Origin of the sequence: Microbacterium candidum, from assembly GCF_030315975.1 — a bacterium.
GTDB classification, from domain to species: domain Bacteria; phylum Actinomycetota; class Actinomycetes; order Actinomycetales; family Microbacteriaceae; genus Microbacterium; species Microbacterium candidum.
This window is the reverse complement of record NZ_JASXSZ010000001.1, coordinates 1,165,714-1,180,920: the sequence shown is the minus strand read 5'-3', so window position 1 is coordinate 1,180,920 and position 15,207 is coordinate 1,165,714. Positions and strand designations below refer to the sequence as shown.

The following is a 15,207-nucleotide window of genomic DNA, read 5'->3' as shown; positions in this document are numbered from 1 at the left end:
TCGATCACCACACCCACAGCATGCCCACCCGGTGCTGGTTCCGGCAATGCGCAGCAGGCACAAGCGGGATCAGGACCCATCCGATTCAGCCCCCGTTCCGAATACCCCGCATCGATGCCGGCGCCGGAGTCCGTGGTCGCTCGCCGCCGGACCGACGATCGTCACTCATCGGAGGCCGCGAATCCCGAAAGGGGAATGCTCGTGGACAAGTCAACAGACGGCCGGAAGCGCCGGATCGGGCTCGCGGCCTCGCTCTTCACGGGTGCGCTCGCCGCATCCCTCGCCATCGGCTCCGCCGCGTTCGCATCCGGCTCCGTCGTCCTGCCGGTCTCGTCGGCCCAGACTCCCGCGTGGACGAACGGTCAAACCGTCACGGTGCAGTACGCGCAGAACTTCTTCTGCGACACGAGCGTGGCATCCGGGGCCCCGAGCGGATGCGAAGTCGGAACGGATGCGAACCATGGACCGGTCGCGAACGCCGACCGATCCACGCTCTACGTGCTCGTGCCGCTTTTCGCCGACCCGAACCCCGCGCCGATGTGCGCGCTCGCCTCGTGCCCGAACCATCCGCTGACCATCGACCTCTCGCGCATCGCCGGTGCGCTCGGCGTTTCGCCGGACGCGGTCGCCGACGTGCCGCTTCCGGCTCACAGCCACATCCTGGACGGCCCGGCCGGCGGCTGGTGGGACGTGAAGATCGTCGCCGTGACCAACCAGAGGGCATGGTCGACGCTCGCCGCAGGCAAGTCCGAAGCCGTGATGAACAGCCTGATCGCCGATCCGTCGAGCGGCGTGCTCGGCCCGATCCCGACCAACCTGTACCTGTTCTTCAACGTCGTCGGATCACATCACTGAGCGACCAGAGTCGTCATCATGTCGTCTCACGCGCTCGCTCCCGCCGCATCACGGACCGTCGCGTCCGGGCTGCGGCGCACCCCCGTCCTCCGGAAGGTCATCGCGCTGGCGGCCATCGCGTCCGCCGTCGCACTCATGATCGTCGGAGGCCTTCTTCCGTGGATCGTGCTCTTCAACGGCATGACCCCCGTGCGCGGCTTCTCCCTCGACGGGGGATTCCTCGCCCTTCTCGTGCTCGCCGTGGTCGCGCTGCTGTTCGTCCAGGCACGGCACGGAAGTGCGCGCATCCTCCGCCCGATCGCCGTCGTCGCGGCATCCGCAGTCGTCGCCGACAGTCTGTACAGCGCGTGGCGGATCTCGCTCTACGTCGGCGCCCCTGGCCCGACCGGAGTCCTCACCGATCCGTCGGCGTGCGTGGGCCCTTACGTGTTCGCGGCTGCCGGCGCCGTCCTCGTCGCCGCCGCGCTCATCGCACCCGCGGCGCCGGGTCGAATGGGCCGGCGCGTCGCCGCCCGGCTCGCGCTGGCGCTCCTGCTCCTCGTCGCGGCGATCATCCATCTGATCCTCACGCCCGAGCATCTGGGAGTGTCCACGCTGCTCGGCGTCGGCTTCCTCCTCGCGGGCCTCGCCCAGCTCGCGCTGGCGGGGTTCGCCCTCAGCGCCCCCGATCGAGCGGAAGCGCTCGGGATGGACGTCGTCATCGTCGTCGACATCGCCCTGATCGTCATCTACATCTACGCCGTCGTGGCAGGTCTCCCCCTCGAGGCGGGTCATGCGGCCGACGACGCCCTCGGCCTGAGACTCGGCGCAGGCGAGCCCGTCGACGTGAAGGGCGGGATCGATCTCGTCGCGGAGGTCGCCGCCGTCGGCCTCGCGGCCGTTCTCGCGCTCAGGCCGCCTCGTCCTCTTCCGGGAGCACGAGCTCGCCGGCTTCATTGACCGTCACGCCCGTGTGGTCGGCATCGAGACGAACGCCGTGGGAGGCGCAGACGAGGAATTCTTCGATGACGCCGTTCCTGCGGGCGACCCACTCGTCGTCGCCCTCGGCGCGACACCCTCTCACGCGGCACATGCTCACCTTCGGGACGCTACGCCGACACCGACCCGTGGGCGGTGAACGGACACGCACGGTTCGGTGAACGCATGGCGACACCCGTGGACCCGTCGCAATCGCCCGGGCTTGCGACGTACCATACGGCCTGAGTCGGAAGCCGACGCACCGGTCGCGTCAGCGGAAGATCTTGACGACGCTTCGCACCGCGGATGTTCCGGCGATCGCGGCGGCCACGCTCATGACGATCGGTGTGGCCGCCAACACGAGGGCGATCGCATTCGGTTTGAAGACCGCCCCGCTCGCGCCTTGGACGTAAGCACCGATCGGCAGCGCGATCCCGCCGCCTCCGCCGCCCGAGACTTCCCCTTTGCCCTGGGCCAGCTTCTCAGGCAATGGTGTCTCACCGGACCCTTCCCCGGCGCCGAAGCCGAACACGACGACGGCGACGGGGACGATGTCCTCCGCTCCGATCGTCGACTTCTCTCCGTATGCGATCCGGGCGCCCCATGATGGGACGGACCCGGCGAGCTTCTCCACCACTCTGTCCGCCATGCTGCTGACGATATCCGCCATCGCCGCCCAGGACCAGCCTCGGACGGGTGAACACGCAGTGCCCCCGCGGGGAATCGTCTACTCGCGCGTGGTCAGCCGCCAGTAGTATCCGTCGGGGTCCAGCAGGCGAAAGTCGGTCAGCCCCCAGGGCTGCGTCGCGATCTCGTCGACGACGTTCCAACCGGCGTCGGCAATGCGGCGCCTTTCGGCCGGGAGGTCGTCGACTTCCAGAACGAGCTCCACTCCGACCGGCGGCCGGCGGTGTTCGACGGCAGACGTCGCCGCGCGCCGGGCAGCTCCAACCCGCACACTGCCGCGTTCAAGCGCCAGATACCCCCACTCCTGGTCGCGCCCGTCGCGCATGATCCGGAATCCGAGAACGCGTGTGTAGAAGTCGGCAGTGGCGTCGAGATCGGCGGCAAAGACTTCGCAGCGCAGGAACTCAGTCATGCTTCGGATCCAATGTTCCGCCGATCCAAGCAGTCGCCGCTCGAAGAGATCCTGGCTGAGAGCTTCTGGGCCGGCGACGATCCACGGGCGAGGCGCGTGGACTCGTGAAGGGGATGCTGGTTCCTTCGCGCAGCTTGTGGCGGAGACGGAGGGATTTGAACCCCGCCTTCGGGGTTGCGCCCAGGGGCGATCGGGGGCATTCACGTTGATTCCTTTCGGTTCGCGACCCCCGTCGACGACGTTCAGCGACGCTCGGAGTCGTTCAGATTTACGCGATTCGTACGCACGTCACGTGGCTCCTTATTGAGAACAGCACCTCCGGATCAGCCATTCGCGGGGTCCGGTGGACACCCTGATCATCGCCGAGGTATGCTTGTCGAGCGGCGGGCAGTAGCCCTCAGAGCCTGGCAGTCTTCCGGACGGTATGACGAGCCAGGCTCACGCATTTCTACAGCCGTGCGACGCGGCCCTCGACGATCGCTTCGACGCGTCGCACCCAGTCGCCGCCATTCGAGTAGCACCAGGCGACGGCGTCGCTCACCCAGAGTAGGGGTTGCTCGTGCGGCGCACAGTGCTCGTATCGCATTCCCGCCACATCAGTGCGGCGCAAGACCCCGGCGATCAGCTGCCTGTCGGCTCGCTCCAATGACGCGTCGCGCTCGATTATGAGCTGACTTGCGCCGGCCGTGGCAGCCTCCTCAACAAGAGCTTCAAGACACCTTGGGCGCGCCACTTTGTCTGGAAGACCGCGTACTCCCCAAACTGAAACTCGCACGTCGAGAGTGCTCATCGTGGACAAGATCAAGCGTCGCCGACTATCGCTCTCGCTCTTGAAATGGAGGCGATTCTGTCCAGGCTTCAGCAGCTCGCGCAGAAGCTTGTTCGTCGCGTGAATTGAGCCAAACGCAGTTGCGGTGGCGATGACGTAATACCCCCGGGCCTTCGATTCGTCGATGAAGATCCGGTCGTCTACCCGGAAGTTGGTTAGTCCCGGAGCTCCTCCTTCCTTGTTCGCGTGCGGAGCTTTAGCCATCGTCGCCTCGCCATTCGGCATCGGCGTCATGGCGCCGCGCTTCGGCTTGGTAGCTCTCGGCGATGCCGCGCAGTACGCGTGCGGTCCGCGGCCACTGCGACGCGATCTTGCTAGCCATTTGCCGGTAGTGCTCCTCGAGTTCTCGCTCCTGATCGCCTCCGTCGTACACACCGCGTGTTGTGATCCCGCGCTTGTTGGTTTTGCCGATCTGGAGGCCGGTATCGACTCGGGCATTGCCAATGCTCTCGACAAGCTCTCGTACCGCCTCGACCGGCCACACGCCGTCACTGCCAGTGGGGCTGGAGGCAAGCACCTGTCCAATCTGCTCGTCGCCAACGGGGCCGCGACCACTATCACTGAGCGCGAGGCGTGCCTGACGGACCCAATCCGTCAGATGTGCTTCATCAACGGTCCCGTCTTCACGCAGGCCAGGCAGCACATCCCACTCACGAAGCACACTCCAGGCGAGATGTCCCATCGCCTGATCCCTAGGCGACAATGCGCGCTTGGGTTCGTTGCCGGCCCGGTATACGCGGCTCACCAGGTCCACAAACTCGTTGGGATCAGCGCAGAGCAACCGATAAAGCGCTCTGGACGGCTTGTGATCATGCAGCAGATCGAAGAACGCGAATTCGTACCGCGGGAGATCCTCGTCGTCGGGGAGTTCGTGCTCCATGTATTCCAGGAGCGTGCCCACATAGAAGGAACTCATCGACGGGTCATCGATCGGACTAGACCCTGTGATCAGTGCGGTCAGGGTCGACTTGAGCTGCTCGACGGCGGGCTCCAATTGCTGCATCACCATGTCGCACAGGAGCCCTGCCGCAGCCCAGGGGCGCCCGTGCTGAAGCAAGAGCCGCACGCCGTCGACCCGGTCCTCGGTCGCAACACGGTAGTGAGCAACGCGTCGCCAGTATGCACTTTCAAGATCGCCACCCAGTTCGGCGACTGCCTCCCAGTACTGCTTGGTCGCGGGGATAGCGCCCATCAGACGGTCCCGCGCCTCTGGGTCGTTGACCTCTTCGCTCGCGAGCATGGCCACCATCCGTTCGACGCCGCCTATGTTCTGCAGGCGGTAGCTCACGAAGGACAGGGCTGCTTCGCGAAGTTTTGATTCACTGCTCGAAAGCCAGCGCAGGATGGCGTCATCGCCTACGGACGGCAGCTCCGCGAGACGGAGCCCGACAACCGTCGGCGTGTCAACGTCGAGAACGAGCTCTTCGATGGCGGCCATACCCTCCGCGAGTACCTCGGTGACAGCCGCGCGCTGTAGCGCGAGAAGGTCTTCATCGAAGCCTTCGTCACCGCGCTTCTTGCCAGGAACGACGCCCCGCCAGCTGAAGAGCTTTGAATAGCGCCGCGGATCTGTCGTCGGTGCAAGCTCAGCGGCGACGTCACGGTACAGGGCGACGTCCTCGGCAGGCATAGCCCAATCTGCGTCGGAGTACTCCTCATGTCGATCGGCTTCAGCGGTCAGTGATTCCCAGAGTCCGTACCGTTCATCCTCCCGCCAGCCTGCTCCGGAGATGCGCGCGCGGAGTGACGCCAAGACCTGCTCCCGGTCCGGCTTGGCGAGGTTGTCGAGACCCGGGATCAGCTCGACCCACCGGTCAGCCCGTTCGCCGGCGGCCTCGACGGCGAGGACAACAAGTCCATGGATGTAGCGCCCCCATTCCGCGTATGTGATGTTCGACCTCACCGGCGCCCAATCCCGGAACGTCGGTCTGTGCGGTTCGAAGGCGGTGGAGTGTCTGCTCGGCCAGACCCCGAGAATGACCTTCCACCCGACGTCCGGAACACGCTGAAGTGTCCGCTCGATGACGGCGATCTTGTCTTCGACGCTTCCGCCGCTGTTCGGAATCCAGCCCAGGACGGCGCGTTCCAGACTTTCGATGGGTCGGTTGCTCAGACGTCCACCGGGGTCGATCGCGGCGAGACTGGCGAGCAGGTCCGTCGCCCGACCGAAGTGTTCTGGTGACCATGTAAGGCTCTCCAGCGCCCAGAGGAGATTGGGATGCGGGGAGCTGGATCCGAAGAGGCCGCGGTCGGTCTCGTCTGTGAAGAGCGTTCGCAGAAGGGGGTTCGGCTGCTCAAGATCGTCCTGGATGGCATCCTCGAAGATCTCCGGGGCGGCCTCGGCGAGCGACGGGAGCGATGGAGCAATCGTTGCCCACACGGCGCCTGACTTTTCCTCCCTCGCACGCTCGAACAGCGCTCGCACGACTCGGTTCACCCGAGCCTGCATATGAAGTTCGGGCGGGACGTCATCAGATGCAGCGCCAGCAAGAGCGAGGCCCAGCGCGAGATGCTTCTTCAAAGTGTCCGAGTACATCGGTGCCGCGCCGGTCGCGCTCGCAGTAACGCGTGCGACCGCGTCCATACCGGCAAAGGGATCCTCGTCCAGGAGAACCCGCATGATGGCGTCCTGCCATCGAGCGAAGTCAGCTTCGCTGAGATCCCGAAAGAGCACGTAAGCGGCCTCCTGCGGGTCCGCAAGCCGCCAACGGCCTCCGGACTTGACGAACGGCGCTTCGGGCCGATCCGCGAGCGACCGCAGCAGTCGTTCAACCCTCTCGATGCTGCTCCCCGTCATCATCTCGATGATCGAACTGTCGCCCTCACGCGCGTCCCAGGACCCGACCAACGCCAGCGGCGACAGGATCGAAGTCTTATCCGTATCGCGAGCCCACTCCGGCATCTGAAGACGCGAGTCTCGCGCGAGGTACCGGAAGAGCGCAGGCATGCTTCGTCGGGCGAGGGCAACGATTCGCTCGGCCTCATGCGAATCGACGCTGAGGTCCTTAAGGACCTCAGCGGCCACGACTCGGTCCAACTTGGGCAGCTCAATCGCACGCTCACGTCGAACGACGTCGCCACTGTCGGCGATGAGCACCACACGGTGCCCGCGATCGAAGGCCACCTTCAGATCCGGAATCTCCTTAATCAGAGGGATGAGGACGAGGGGCTCCGCGCTATCTACGAGGCGATGCCAGGCCTCCACGGCAGTCACGACGACTGCCCGGCTCGCGAGCGTGAGACTCGGAGTCATTGCGGCAATCACGAATGCCAGCGCATCATCGGACCACCCCGCCCTCACGGCAATCGACGAACCCATGCCCTCCGCGGCCGTGAGCGCCGCGGTGAGCTCGTCCGCCTGCTTCAGGCGCCCTGCGAGAAAGAACGCCGGCGGGATGTCGAGCGTAACGCGCCCCACGAATGAGTCCCACCAGCGCTCGGGAGAACGTGCGTCCTGTGGACGATAGCCGAGGCGTTCAGAGATCCAATAGTGAACGGAGGGGACGGCGCGAAGCCATCCCTCGAGGACCTGCGCATCGATGGTCACGACTCCGGCGAACTCGCCCTCCGACTTTCGGTCCGCTGCCCAGGTCGCACTGTTGGCCCAGTTGCGAGGGGTGCAGAAGACGAAGACTTCATTCGAGCGCGTTGGTTCGGCCAGGCGCTTGTCGTAGTCCTTCTGCGCCTTGCCTTTCGTGTTCGCGTCTGTGCCGAACTCGAACCGCAGCTCACCCGCTGGGAGAAAGCTGCTACCGGTAGACGTTGCCTCACCATCCCACCCCGGCGCCGCAACGCCTTCACCGGTTCGAATCCTGATGTTGGTAACGCCGGGAGTGTTGGCCAGCAGCCGACGCATCAGCTCGGGAAAGACGGTCTTCGCGTCAGTGCGAGCTGCCCACGCGTGGAGCTCGACGGCGGTGACGAGTTCCGGGCCGTCGGTGCGAAGCTGCGGCCCGACCGAGGAGGCGGACTCGCCACGCTCGCGGAGCAGTCGCATCACTTCCTCGCGCGCGAAGCGGTGCTGCTTTGCGCCGGGAAGACGAGCAGTGAGTAGCGCGCCGGACTTCACCCAGTTTCTAACCGTGTTCTCGTGCACACCGAGGAGACGCGCGGTCTCGCCAACGCTAAGGAAGTCAGGCAAGCCCTCTCCACTACTCATACCAAGAGAATACATGATTGTGGCAATTGTGGACTTTCTCGGGCCCATGGTGTTCGCAACGGTGCCGCCAGCACGCTACCTGCCGGGGCCACTCGCACCTCCTCGCCCTGAGGACCATTACGTCAACGGCGTGCGGCGTGCGGCGTGCGGCGTGCGGCGTGCGGGTAATAGAGAGACCCGCCCCCACCACGGGTTCGTAGAGATCCGCAAGGAACAGAGGTCGGATCGACACGACCAGCAGCGCCATCCGTCTTCGCACTCCGCCCCGTGTTGCTCCCTTCAGGGACACCTGGAGCCGCAAGTCGGCGGGTTGGAATTCCGTCGGTCGGAGGAGGATCATGACGCGCGCGGATCCCCATCCCGCGGGTTGCGACCGTCCGGAGACCGAGGGACGGCCCTCGGGCCGATTACGCCGTGGGGGCCTTGGCTGAGGGCGATCCCGCGTGCCGGCCCGGTCCGCCAATGCTGGAAGTTCCCCGGAGCGCTTCGGCCGCCGCGTCCGCGACCCTGTTCAGCCGCGCAGGATCCAGCTTGTAGCAGGTGGCCGGGCGATCGGAACCTGGGACACGCGCGGTGAACTGTTGCAGCAGACCGAGGTCTTCCAGCACCTCGACGTGTCGCAGTAGCCCGTTGCGGGTCCATCCGAGATCCGCAGCGAGCGCTGGCAACGTTGCCCAGGCGCGCTGCTGAAGGAGGCGGATGATCTTCAGACGCACGCTCGGAATGCCCAAGTAGCCGGCGATGAAGACGGCATCGTCGATGCAGGAGAATCCTCCTCTCTTCACCAGAGCCGACCAGATTGTCCCGTCACGACCGCTGGACTCGGCGTCGTCCAAGTCCGCCAACCCAAATCCTGCCACCACCCTCACGCCTCCGCCTGCTGCAGAACTTCGTCGAGGACCTGAAGCACGTGGCGGTACTCGCGGCCCGTGGCCCGCGTCATGCCGAGCTCGCACGTGCGGTTCAGCGACGCGTGCGCGACGGATGCGGCCTGCTCGACGCCAGCCGCCTCCGGGGCCGTGGCGGACGCCGTCAGCTCGGGATGCAGCATCCCCCGGTCGCCCGCGAAGGCGCAGCAGCCCCAGTCGTCCGGGACGACCACCGTGTCGGCGGCGGCCGCGGCCACCCGGCCCAGCGCGCCGTCCAGACCGAGGTGGTGCGACGAGCACGTCGGGTGCAGCGTCAGCGACGCGATCCGGTTCGCGGCGGGGAGGCGGGGCAGGACGTGCTCGTCGACGAACGCGACGGCGTCGATGACGCGGATGCCCTCATCGCCCGCGGCCTCGAGGAGGATGGTGAGCCCCTCGGTGCACGAGGATGCGTCGCACACGACCGGCAGCCGTCCGCCGTCCGTCGCGCGGCGCAGCGCCGCCGACACACGGGCCTTCATCACGGCGTAGCCCTCGGTGAGGCCCTTCGACTTCCACGGCGTTCCGCAGCACAGCGAGGGCGGGCCCTCGGGCGTGGTCAGCGCGATCCCGGCCCGCTCGCAGAGCCGGGGGAACGACTCCGCGACGCCGTCGCCGCCGACGGGTCCGAACATCGTCGTGGTGCACGAGGAGAAGTACACGGCGACCGGGTCGGCTGCCGTGATCGTCCGGCGCCGCCTGCCGCCGCGCGGAAGGTCGTCCGTATAGAGAGGAACGGTGTCGGCGCCCAGCACGGCACGACCCGCCTTCGTGGCCGTCGCTGTGAGGGCGATCGGGAGGGCGTCCGCGACGGTCAGCGCGACGCCGCCCACGGAGCTGACGGCATCCCAGTGCTTCGCGGCCGTGCGCCACGCCGTCTGCGCGATCACGTTCTGCTCCTCGGCGCGCAGGCGACGCACGAGGTCGCCGGTGTTGATGAGGACGGGGCAGGCCGTCTGGCACATGCCGTCGACGGCGCAGGTCTCGACGCCGTCGTAGCGGTACTCATTCTCGATCGCGCGGACGACCTCGTCGTCGTCGCGCTCGCGCGCGGACTGCAGCTCGCGGCGCAGCACGATCCGCTCGCGCGGCGTCAGGGTGAGGTCGCGGGAGGGGCACACCGGCTCGCAGTACCCGCACTCGACGCAGCGATCGACCTCGCGTTCGACGGTGGGCGCGGGTTTGAGGTTCCGGACGTGGGTGTCGGGGTCCTCCGTCAGCAGCACCCCGGGGTTGAAGAGCATCCCCGGGTCGAGCAGCCGCTTGACCTCCCACATCACCGCGTAGAGCTCGTCGCCGTACTGCCGCCGCACGTAGGGCGCCATGATGCGCCCCGTGCCGTGCTCGGCCTTCAGCGTCCCGCCGAGCGACAGCACGAGCTCCACGAGGTCCTCGGTGAACGCCTCGTAGCGCACGAGCCGTTCCGGGTCGTCGAACCGCTCGTTGACGAGGAAGTGGATGTTGCCGTCCTTCGCGTGCCCGAAGATAACCGATCCCTCGTACGCGTACCGGCCGAACAGCTCCACGAGTCGCGCGGATGCCTCGTTCAGCCGGTCGACCGGCACCGCGATGTCCTCGAGGAGCGCGGTGGTCCCCGACGGCCGCGCCCCGGCGACGGCGGTGAACAGCCCCTTGCGGATGTGCCACAGCGCCGCGCGGGTCGCGGCGTCGGACGTCATGGTCGCCGGCGCGACCAGCGGCAGGCGGCGGAAGAGGTCGTGGGCGTTCTCGACCCGGGCGGCGAGGTCCGCAGCCGAGGGCTGCTGGTGCTCGACGAGCAGAGCAGCGTGGTCGACGACGGTCAGCTGTGCGAGCTCCGCGGGCGCCTCGGGATCCTGCTGCGCGACGCGGAGGGATCCGGCATCCATCAGCTCGATCGTCGCGAAGCCCGCATCGACGAGCGCAGGCAGGGCCGCCGTCGCCGCGGTGAGGTCGGCGAACACGAGCAGCGCCGTCGCGACCTCCGGGTGCACCGCCACCGTGCGGAAGGTGGCCTCCGCGATGAACGCCAGCGTGCCCTCGGAGCCGACCACCACATGCTCGAGGATCCGCAACGGCTCGTCGTGGTCGAGGAACGAGTTCAGCCCGTAGCCCATCGTGTTCTTGATCGCGTGCAGACGGCGCAGCGTCGCCACCGATTCGGCGTCGCCGCGGATGCGGTCGCGCAGCCGCTCCAGGCCGGCCACGATCGCCGGCTCGCTGCGGCGCAGTGTCTCCGCGGCGTCCGGACGCGCGGTGTCGATGACGGTGCCGCTCGGCAGCACGAGCACCGCGGACTCGAGCGTGCGGTACGAGTTCGCGTGGGTGCCGCACGACATGCCCGACGAGTTGTTGGCGACGACGCCGCCGATGGTGCAGGCGATCTCGGAGGCGGGGTCGGGTCCGAGCTTGCGTCCGTGGCGCGCGAGCCGGGCGTTCACCGCGCGCACCGTGGCGCCGGGCTGCGCGCGCACGCGCTCGCCGCCGTCCAGGACGTCGATGCGCCGGAAGCCGCGCCGGGTGTCGACGAGGATGGCGTCGCTCCCGGCCTGCCCGGACAGGCTCGTGCCGCCGGACCGGAAGGTCACGGGCACGCCGTGCGCTCGGCTGACCGCGAGGACGCCCGCGACGCCCGACGCGTCGGCGGGCACCACGACCGCCTGCGGCGTCAACAGGTAGTGCGAGGCGTCGTGGGCGCCCGCGAGGCGGTCGCTCACCCGCGTCCGCGTGTCGGCGCAGGCCTCCTCCAGCGCCCTGACGAGACCGTTGTCCACCGCTGCGAGACGAGGGGATGCACTCATGATGTCTCTTCCGGTAAATGGAATTTGCATTTGGTAAATGGAATAAGGCTACGATAGCGGGTGACCCGTCCCCTACGGCAATTCAACGAGGAATCGGAGGTGCGCATGAACGACGTCACCGCAGCGCCCGAACTCGGCACGCCGCGCGTCGCCACCGAGACCGGCCTGTTCCTCGCCGAAGGTCCGCTGTGGGACCCGGTGCGCGAACGCCTCCTGTGGGTCGACATCCTCGACGGCTGCGTCTATCGCGGCGTGCTCGCCGACGACGGGACGATCGAGGTGGAGGACCGCATCCGGTTCCCTGACACCGCGGGCACCGTCGCGGTCGCCGCGTCGGGCGAACTCGTCGTCGCCGGAACGCGACGCCTCTTCTTCCGGACCCCGGACGGGGCGATCAGCGCCGGTCCCGAGCTGATCTCGGGCGCGGACCGCAGATTCAACGACGGCAAGGCCGACCCCGCCGGGCGGCTGATCGTCGGCACGAAGGGCCCGGCCGGCACCCGGTCCGAGGTCTTCGTGCGCGTCGAGGACGACGGATCGGCCGCCGTGCTCGACGACGACCTCGCGCTCGCGAACGGCCTGGGCTGGACCGCGGACGGCCGCCGCTTCTACAGCGTCGACACCGGGGCGGGGGTCATCCACGTGCGCGCGTACGACCCCCGCACCGGCGCCGTGGGCGAGCGGCGCGTGTTCGCGACCGTCGGCGACGGCCACCCCGACGGACTGACGCTCGACGACGAGGACCACGTCTGGGTCGCCGTCTGGGGCGCCGGCCGCGTGCTGCGCTACTCCCCCGCGGGTGAGATCGTCGGACGGATCGAGGTGCCCGCGCCGCACACGTCGTCGGTCGCCTTCGCCGGCCCCGCGCTCGACATCCTCGTCATCACCACGGCGCAGGAAGGGCTCGGCGACGCCGAGCTCGCCGCGCATCCGCTCTCGGGCCGCCTGTTCACGCTCCGGCCCGGCTTCCGCGGCGGACCACCGCCGCTGTGGTCGGGTCGAGTGTGAGGCACCCGCATCCCCCATCGGAAGGATCAGAATGAAGCTGCTGCGCATCGGGCCGGCGGGACGCGAGAAGCCCGCCGCCCTCGTCGGTGACGACGAGGTCGTGGACGTGTCGGACATCGTGACCGACTTCGACGATTCGTTCTTCGGCTCCGGCGGCCTCGCGCGCATCGCTCCGATCGTCGCCGAGCGTGCGCGCACGGGCGAGCGGATCCCGCTGGCCGGCCGGCGCATCGGCGCCCCGATCGCCCGTCCCCACCAGATCATCTGCGTCGGCCTCAACTACAGCGACCACGCGAAGGAGACCGGGCAGGCGGTGCCCACCGAGCCGATCCTCTTCACGAAGTCGCCCAACACGCTCGTCGGCCCGAACGACGACGTCCGCATCCCGCGCGGCTCGACCAAGCCCGACTGGGAGGTGGAGCTCGGCATCGTGATCGGCGCGCGCACGAGCTACCTCGACAGCGTCGAGCAGGCGCGCGACCACATCGCCGGCTGGGTGCTCGTCAACGACGTCAGCGAGCGCGCGTTCCAGATGGAGCGCGGCGGACAGTGGCTCAAGGGGAAGTCCGCCGAGACGTTCAACCCCGCCGGCCCGTGGCTCGTGACGCCCGACGAGGTCGCCGACGTCACGGATCTCGGCATGTGGCTCGACGTGAACGGCGAGCGGCGCCAGACCGGCTCCACCGCCACGATGATCTTCGACCCCTTCGTGATCGTCCACTACATCAGCCAGTTCATGGTGCTCGAGCCCGGCGACCTCATCAACACCGGCACGCCGCCCGGTGTCGGCATGGGCTTCGTCCCGCCGGTCTGGCTGCGCGAGGGGGACACGATCGAGCTCGGCATCGACGGACTCGGCGCGCAGCGCCAGACCGTGATCGGCCCGCGATGAGAGCCCTCGTCATCACCGGCCCCGGCCGGGCCGAGGTCCAGGAGGTTCCCGCGCCGGAGGCCGTGCCGGGAGACGTCGTGGTCGACGTGCAGCGCGCGGGCGTGTGCGGCACCGACGTCGAGCTCTACACGGGCCACATGCAGTACCTCCACGACGGCGTCACAACCTACCCCGTGCGCATCGGACACGAGTGGATGGGCACGGTCTCGGCCGTCGGCGACGGGGTCGACCCGTCGTGGCTCGGCGCCCGGGTGACCGGCGACACCATGCTCGGCTGCGGGCGCTGCCGCCGCTGCCTCACCGGATACCAGCACGTCTGCGCGTTCCGCGGAGAGCTCGGCGTCCGCGACGGCCGCCCCGGCGCGCTCGCCGAGCAGGTCGCGGTGCCGGCCCGATCGCTCCACCGTCTGCCGGGCACCGTCGACGACGCGGCCGGCGCCCTCGTCGAGCCGGGCGGCAACGCCTTCCGGTCTGTCGAGGCCGCCGCCCTCGCACCCGGCGAGCGGCTGCTCGTCGCCGGGGCGGGGACGATCGGCCTGCTGGCCGCGATGTTCGCACGCGCCCGGGGCGTCGAAGTGCACCTCCTCGGTCGCAGCGCGCGCTCCTTGGCGTTCGCGCACTCGCTCGGGTTCGCGCAGACCTGGTCGGACGAGGACCTCCCCGACCTGCCGTGGGACGCCGTGATCGACGCCTCCAACTCCCCGCAGCTGCCCGCACGCGCAGTGCAGCTCGTCGAACCGGGGCGCCGCGTGGTGCTCGTCGGTCTCGCCGGCAGCCCGAGCCTCGTCGACACGCGCGATCTCGCCCTGGCCGACGTCACGGCCGTCGGCATCCTGAGCGCCTCGCCGGGACTCGCCGGCACCATCGACGCCTACGCCTCCGGCGCGGTCGATCCGTCGCCGCTCGTGGCCGCCGCCGTCGGCCTCGACGACGTCCCCGCGATCCTGGCGGGCGAACGGCCCGAGGGTGCGGGCCCCGGACCGAAGTTCCACATCGACACCCGTGCCCGCGGAGGAGAGACCCCATGACCCGTGCACTCGTCACCGGAGCGGCCAGCGGTCTCGGCGCTGCGACGGCCGCGCGACTGAGCTCCGACGGCATCGAGGTCGTGCGCGTCGACATCGCCGGAGACTGCGACGTCGTCCTCGACATCACCGACGAGGATGCGGTCGCCGACGCGGCCGCACGGATCGGCGCGGTCGACATCCTCGTCAACTCCGCCGGCATCGTCGGGCCGAACACCCCCCTTGTGTCGACCACGTCGGCGCAGTGGCGGACCGTGCTCGACGTCAACGTCATCGGCACGGTCGCCATGATGCGGGCGTTCCTGCCGGGCATGGTCGAGCGCGGCTGGGGCCGCGTCGTGAACATCGCGAGCATGGCCGGCAAGGACGGCAATCCCGGCCTCTCGGTCTACTCGGCGTCGAAGGCCGCGGTCATCGCGCTGACGAAGTCCGCGGGCAAGGAGCTGGCCACCACCGGCGTGCTCGTGAACGCGATCGCGCCGGCGGTCATCGCGACGCCGATGAACGACGACACGGCGCCCGACGTCCTCGCCCACATCACGAGCCTCATCCCGATGAAGCGGGTCGGCCGTGCCGAGGAGGTCGCCGAGCTGATCGCCTGGCTGACCTCGGACCGGGTGAGCTTCTCCACCGGCGCGGTGTACGACATCAGCGGCGGCCGGGCCACGTACTGAGGTCTCCGGGCGGCGGCCGAT

Annotated in this window: 13 protein-coding genes; 6 read left to right on the top strand and 7 right to left on the bottom strand. The window is 68.5% G+C overall.

The window, feature by feature from the left end; genetic code table 11:
• Window positions 1-201: 201 nt before the first annotated feature.
• Both QSV35_RS05420 and QSV35_RS05415 read left to right on the top strand, forming a co-directional pair.
• The gene (locus tag QSV35_RS05420; RefSeq protein ID WP_286287453.1) at window positions 202-855 is read left to right on the top strand and encodes a hypothetical protein; all 654 of its coding nucleotides are present in this window, start codon (window positions 202-204) and stop codon (window positions 853-855) included.
• Window positions 856-873: 18 nt separating this feature from the next.
• Window positions 874-1,794: a hypothetical protein gene (locus QSV35_RS05415; RefSeq protein ID WP_286287451.1), complete on the top strand. Its 921-nt coding sequence runs from the start codon at window positions 874-876 to the stop codon at window positions 1,792-1,794.
• Here QSV35_RS05415 and QSV35_RS05410 read toward each other — a convergent pair.
• From QSV35_RS05410 to QSV35_RS05380, 7 genes are all read right to left on the bottom strand, one after another.
• Window positions 1,745-1,918, bottom strand: a complete 174-nt coding sequence (locus QSV35_RS05410; protein WP_286287449.1) for a hypothetical protein — start codon at window positions 1,916-1,918, stop codon at window positions 1,745-1,747. The two genes, QSV35_RS05415 and QSV35_RS05410, sit on opposite strands and share 50 nt — an antisense overlap.
• A 165-nt stretch (window positions 1,919-2,083) precedes the next feature.
• On the bottom strand, window positions 2,084-2,461 hold the full coding sequence (locus QSV35_RS05405) for a hypothetical protein (RefSeq protein ID WP_286287447.1): 378 nt from the start codon (window positions 2,459-2,461) through the stop codon (window positions 2,084-2,086).
• Between the two features lie 78 nt (window positions 2,462-2,539).
• The gene (locus QSV35_RS05400; protein WP_286287445.1) at window positions 2,540-2,911 is read right to left on the bottom strand and encodes a VOC family protein; all 372 of its coding nucleotides are present in this window, start codon (window positions 2,909-2,911) and stop codon (window positions 2,540-2,542) included.
• 448 nt (window positions 2,912-3,359) lie between these two features.
• Window positions 3,360-3,974, bottom strand: coding sequence for a hypothetical protein (locus QSV35_RS05395; protein ID WP_286287443.1), 615 nt, complete (start codon window positions 3,972-3,974; stop codon window positions 3,360-3,362).
• A complete protein-coding gene (locus QSV35_RS05390; RefSeq protein WP_286287441.1) occupies window positions 3,937-7,899 on the bottom strand; it encodes a helix-turn-helix domain-containing protein in 3,963 nt (1,320 codons plus the stop codon). Before QSV35_RS05390 ends, QSV35_RS05395 begins: the two co-directional genes overlap by 38 nt.
• A 407-nt stretch (window positions 7,900-8,306) precedes the next feature.
• Window positions 8,307-8,744: a helix-turn-helix domain-containing protein gene (locus tag QSV35_RS05385; protein WP_286287440.1), complete on the bottom strand. Its 438-nt coding sequence runs from the start codon at window positions 8,742-8,744 to the stop codon at window positions 8,307-8,309.
• A gap of 20 nt (window positions 8,745-8,764) precedes the next feature.
• Window positions 8,765-11,587 (bottom strand): FAD-binding and (Fe-S)-binding domain-containing protein, encoded by a 2,823-nt coding sequence (locus QSV35_RS05380; protein ID WP_286287438.1) that lies wholly within the window; start codon window positions 11,585-11,587, stop codon window positions 8,765-8,767.
• Between the two features lie 105 nt (window positions 11,588-11,692).
• Here QSV35_RS05380 and QSV35_RS05375 point away from each other — a divergent pair, with 105 nt between their 5' ends.
• The 4 genes from QSV35_RS05375 to QSV35_RS05360 are packed head-to-tail and all read left to right on the top strand — an operon-like array spanning window position 11,693 to window position 15,186.
• Entirely contained in the window at window positions 11,693-12,595 is a 903-nt protein-coding gene (locus tag QSV35_RS05375) for an SMP-30/gluconolactonase/LRE family protein (RefSeq protein ID WP_286287436.1), read from the top strand.
• Window positions 12,596-12,626: 31 nt separating this feature from the next.
• A complete protein-coding gene (locus QSV35_RS05370; protein WP_286287434.1) occupies window positions 12,627-13,487 on the top strand; it encodes a fumarylacetoacetate hydrolase family protein in 861 nt (286 codons plus the stop codon).
• The gene (locus QSV35_RS05365) at window positions 13,484-14,515 is read left to right on the top strand and encodes a zinc-dependent alcohol dehydrogenase (RefSeq protein WP_286287433.1); all 1,032 of its coding nucleotides are present in this window, start codon (window positions 13,484-13,486) and stop codon (window positions 14,513-14,515) included. The genes QSV35_RS05370 and QSV35_RS05365 overlap by 4 nt, the downstream gene beginning before the upstream one ends.
• Window positions 14,512-15,186 (top strand): SDR family NAD(P)-dependent oxidoreductase, encoded by a 675-nt coding sequence (locus QSV35_RS05360; RefSeq protein ID WP_286287431.1) that lies wholly within the window; start codon window positions 14,512-14,514, stop codon window positions 15,184-15,186. The genes QSV35_RS05365 and QSV35_RS05360 overlap by 4 nt, the downstream gene beginning before the upstream one ends.
• Window positions 15,187-15,207 lie beyond the last annotated feature (21 nt).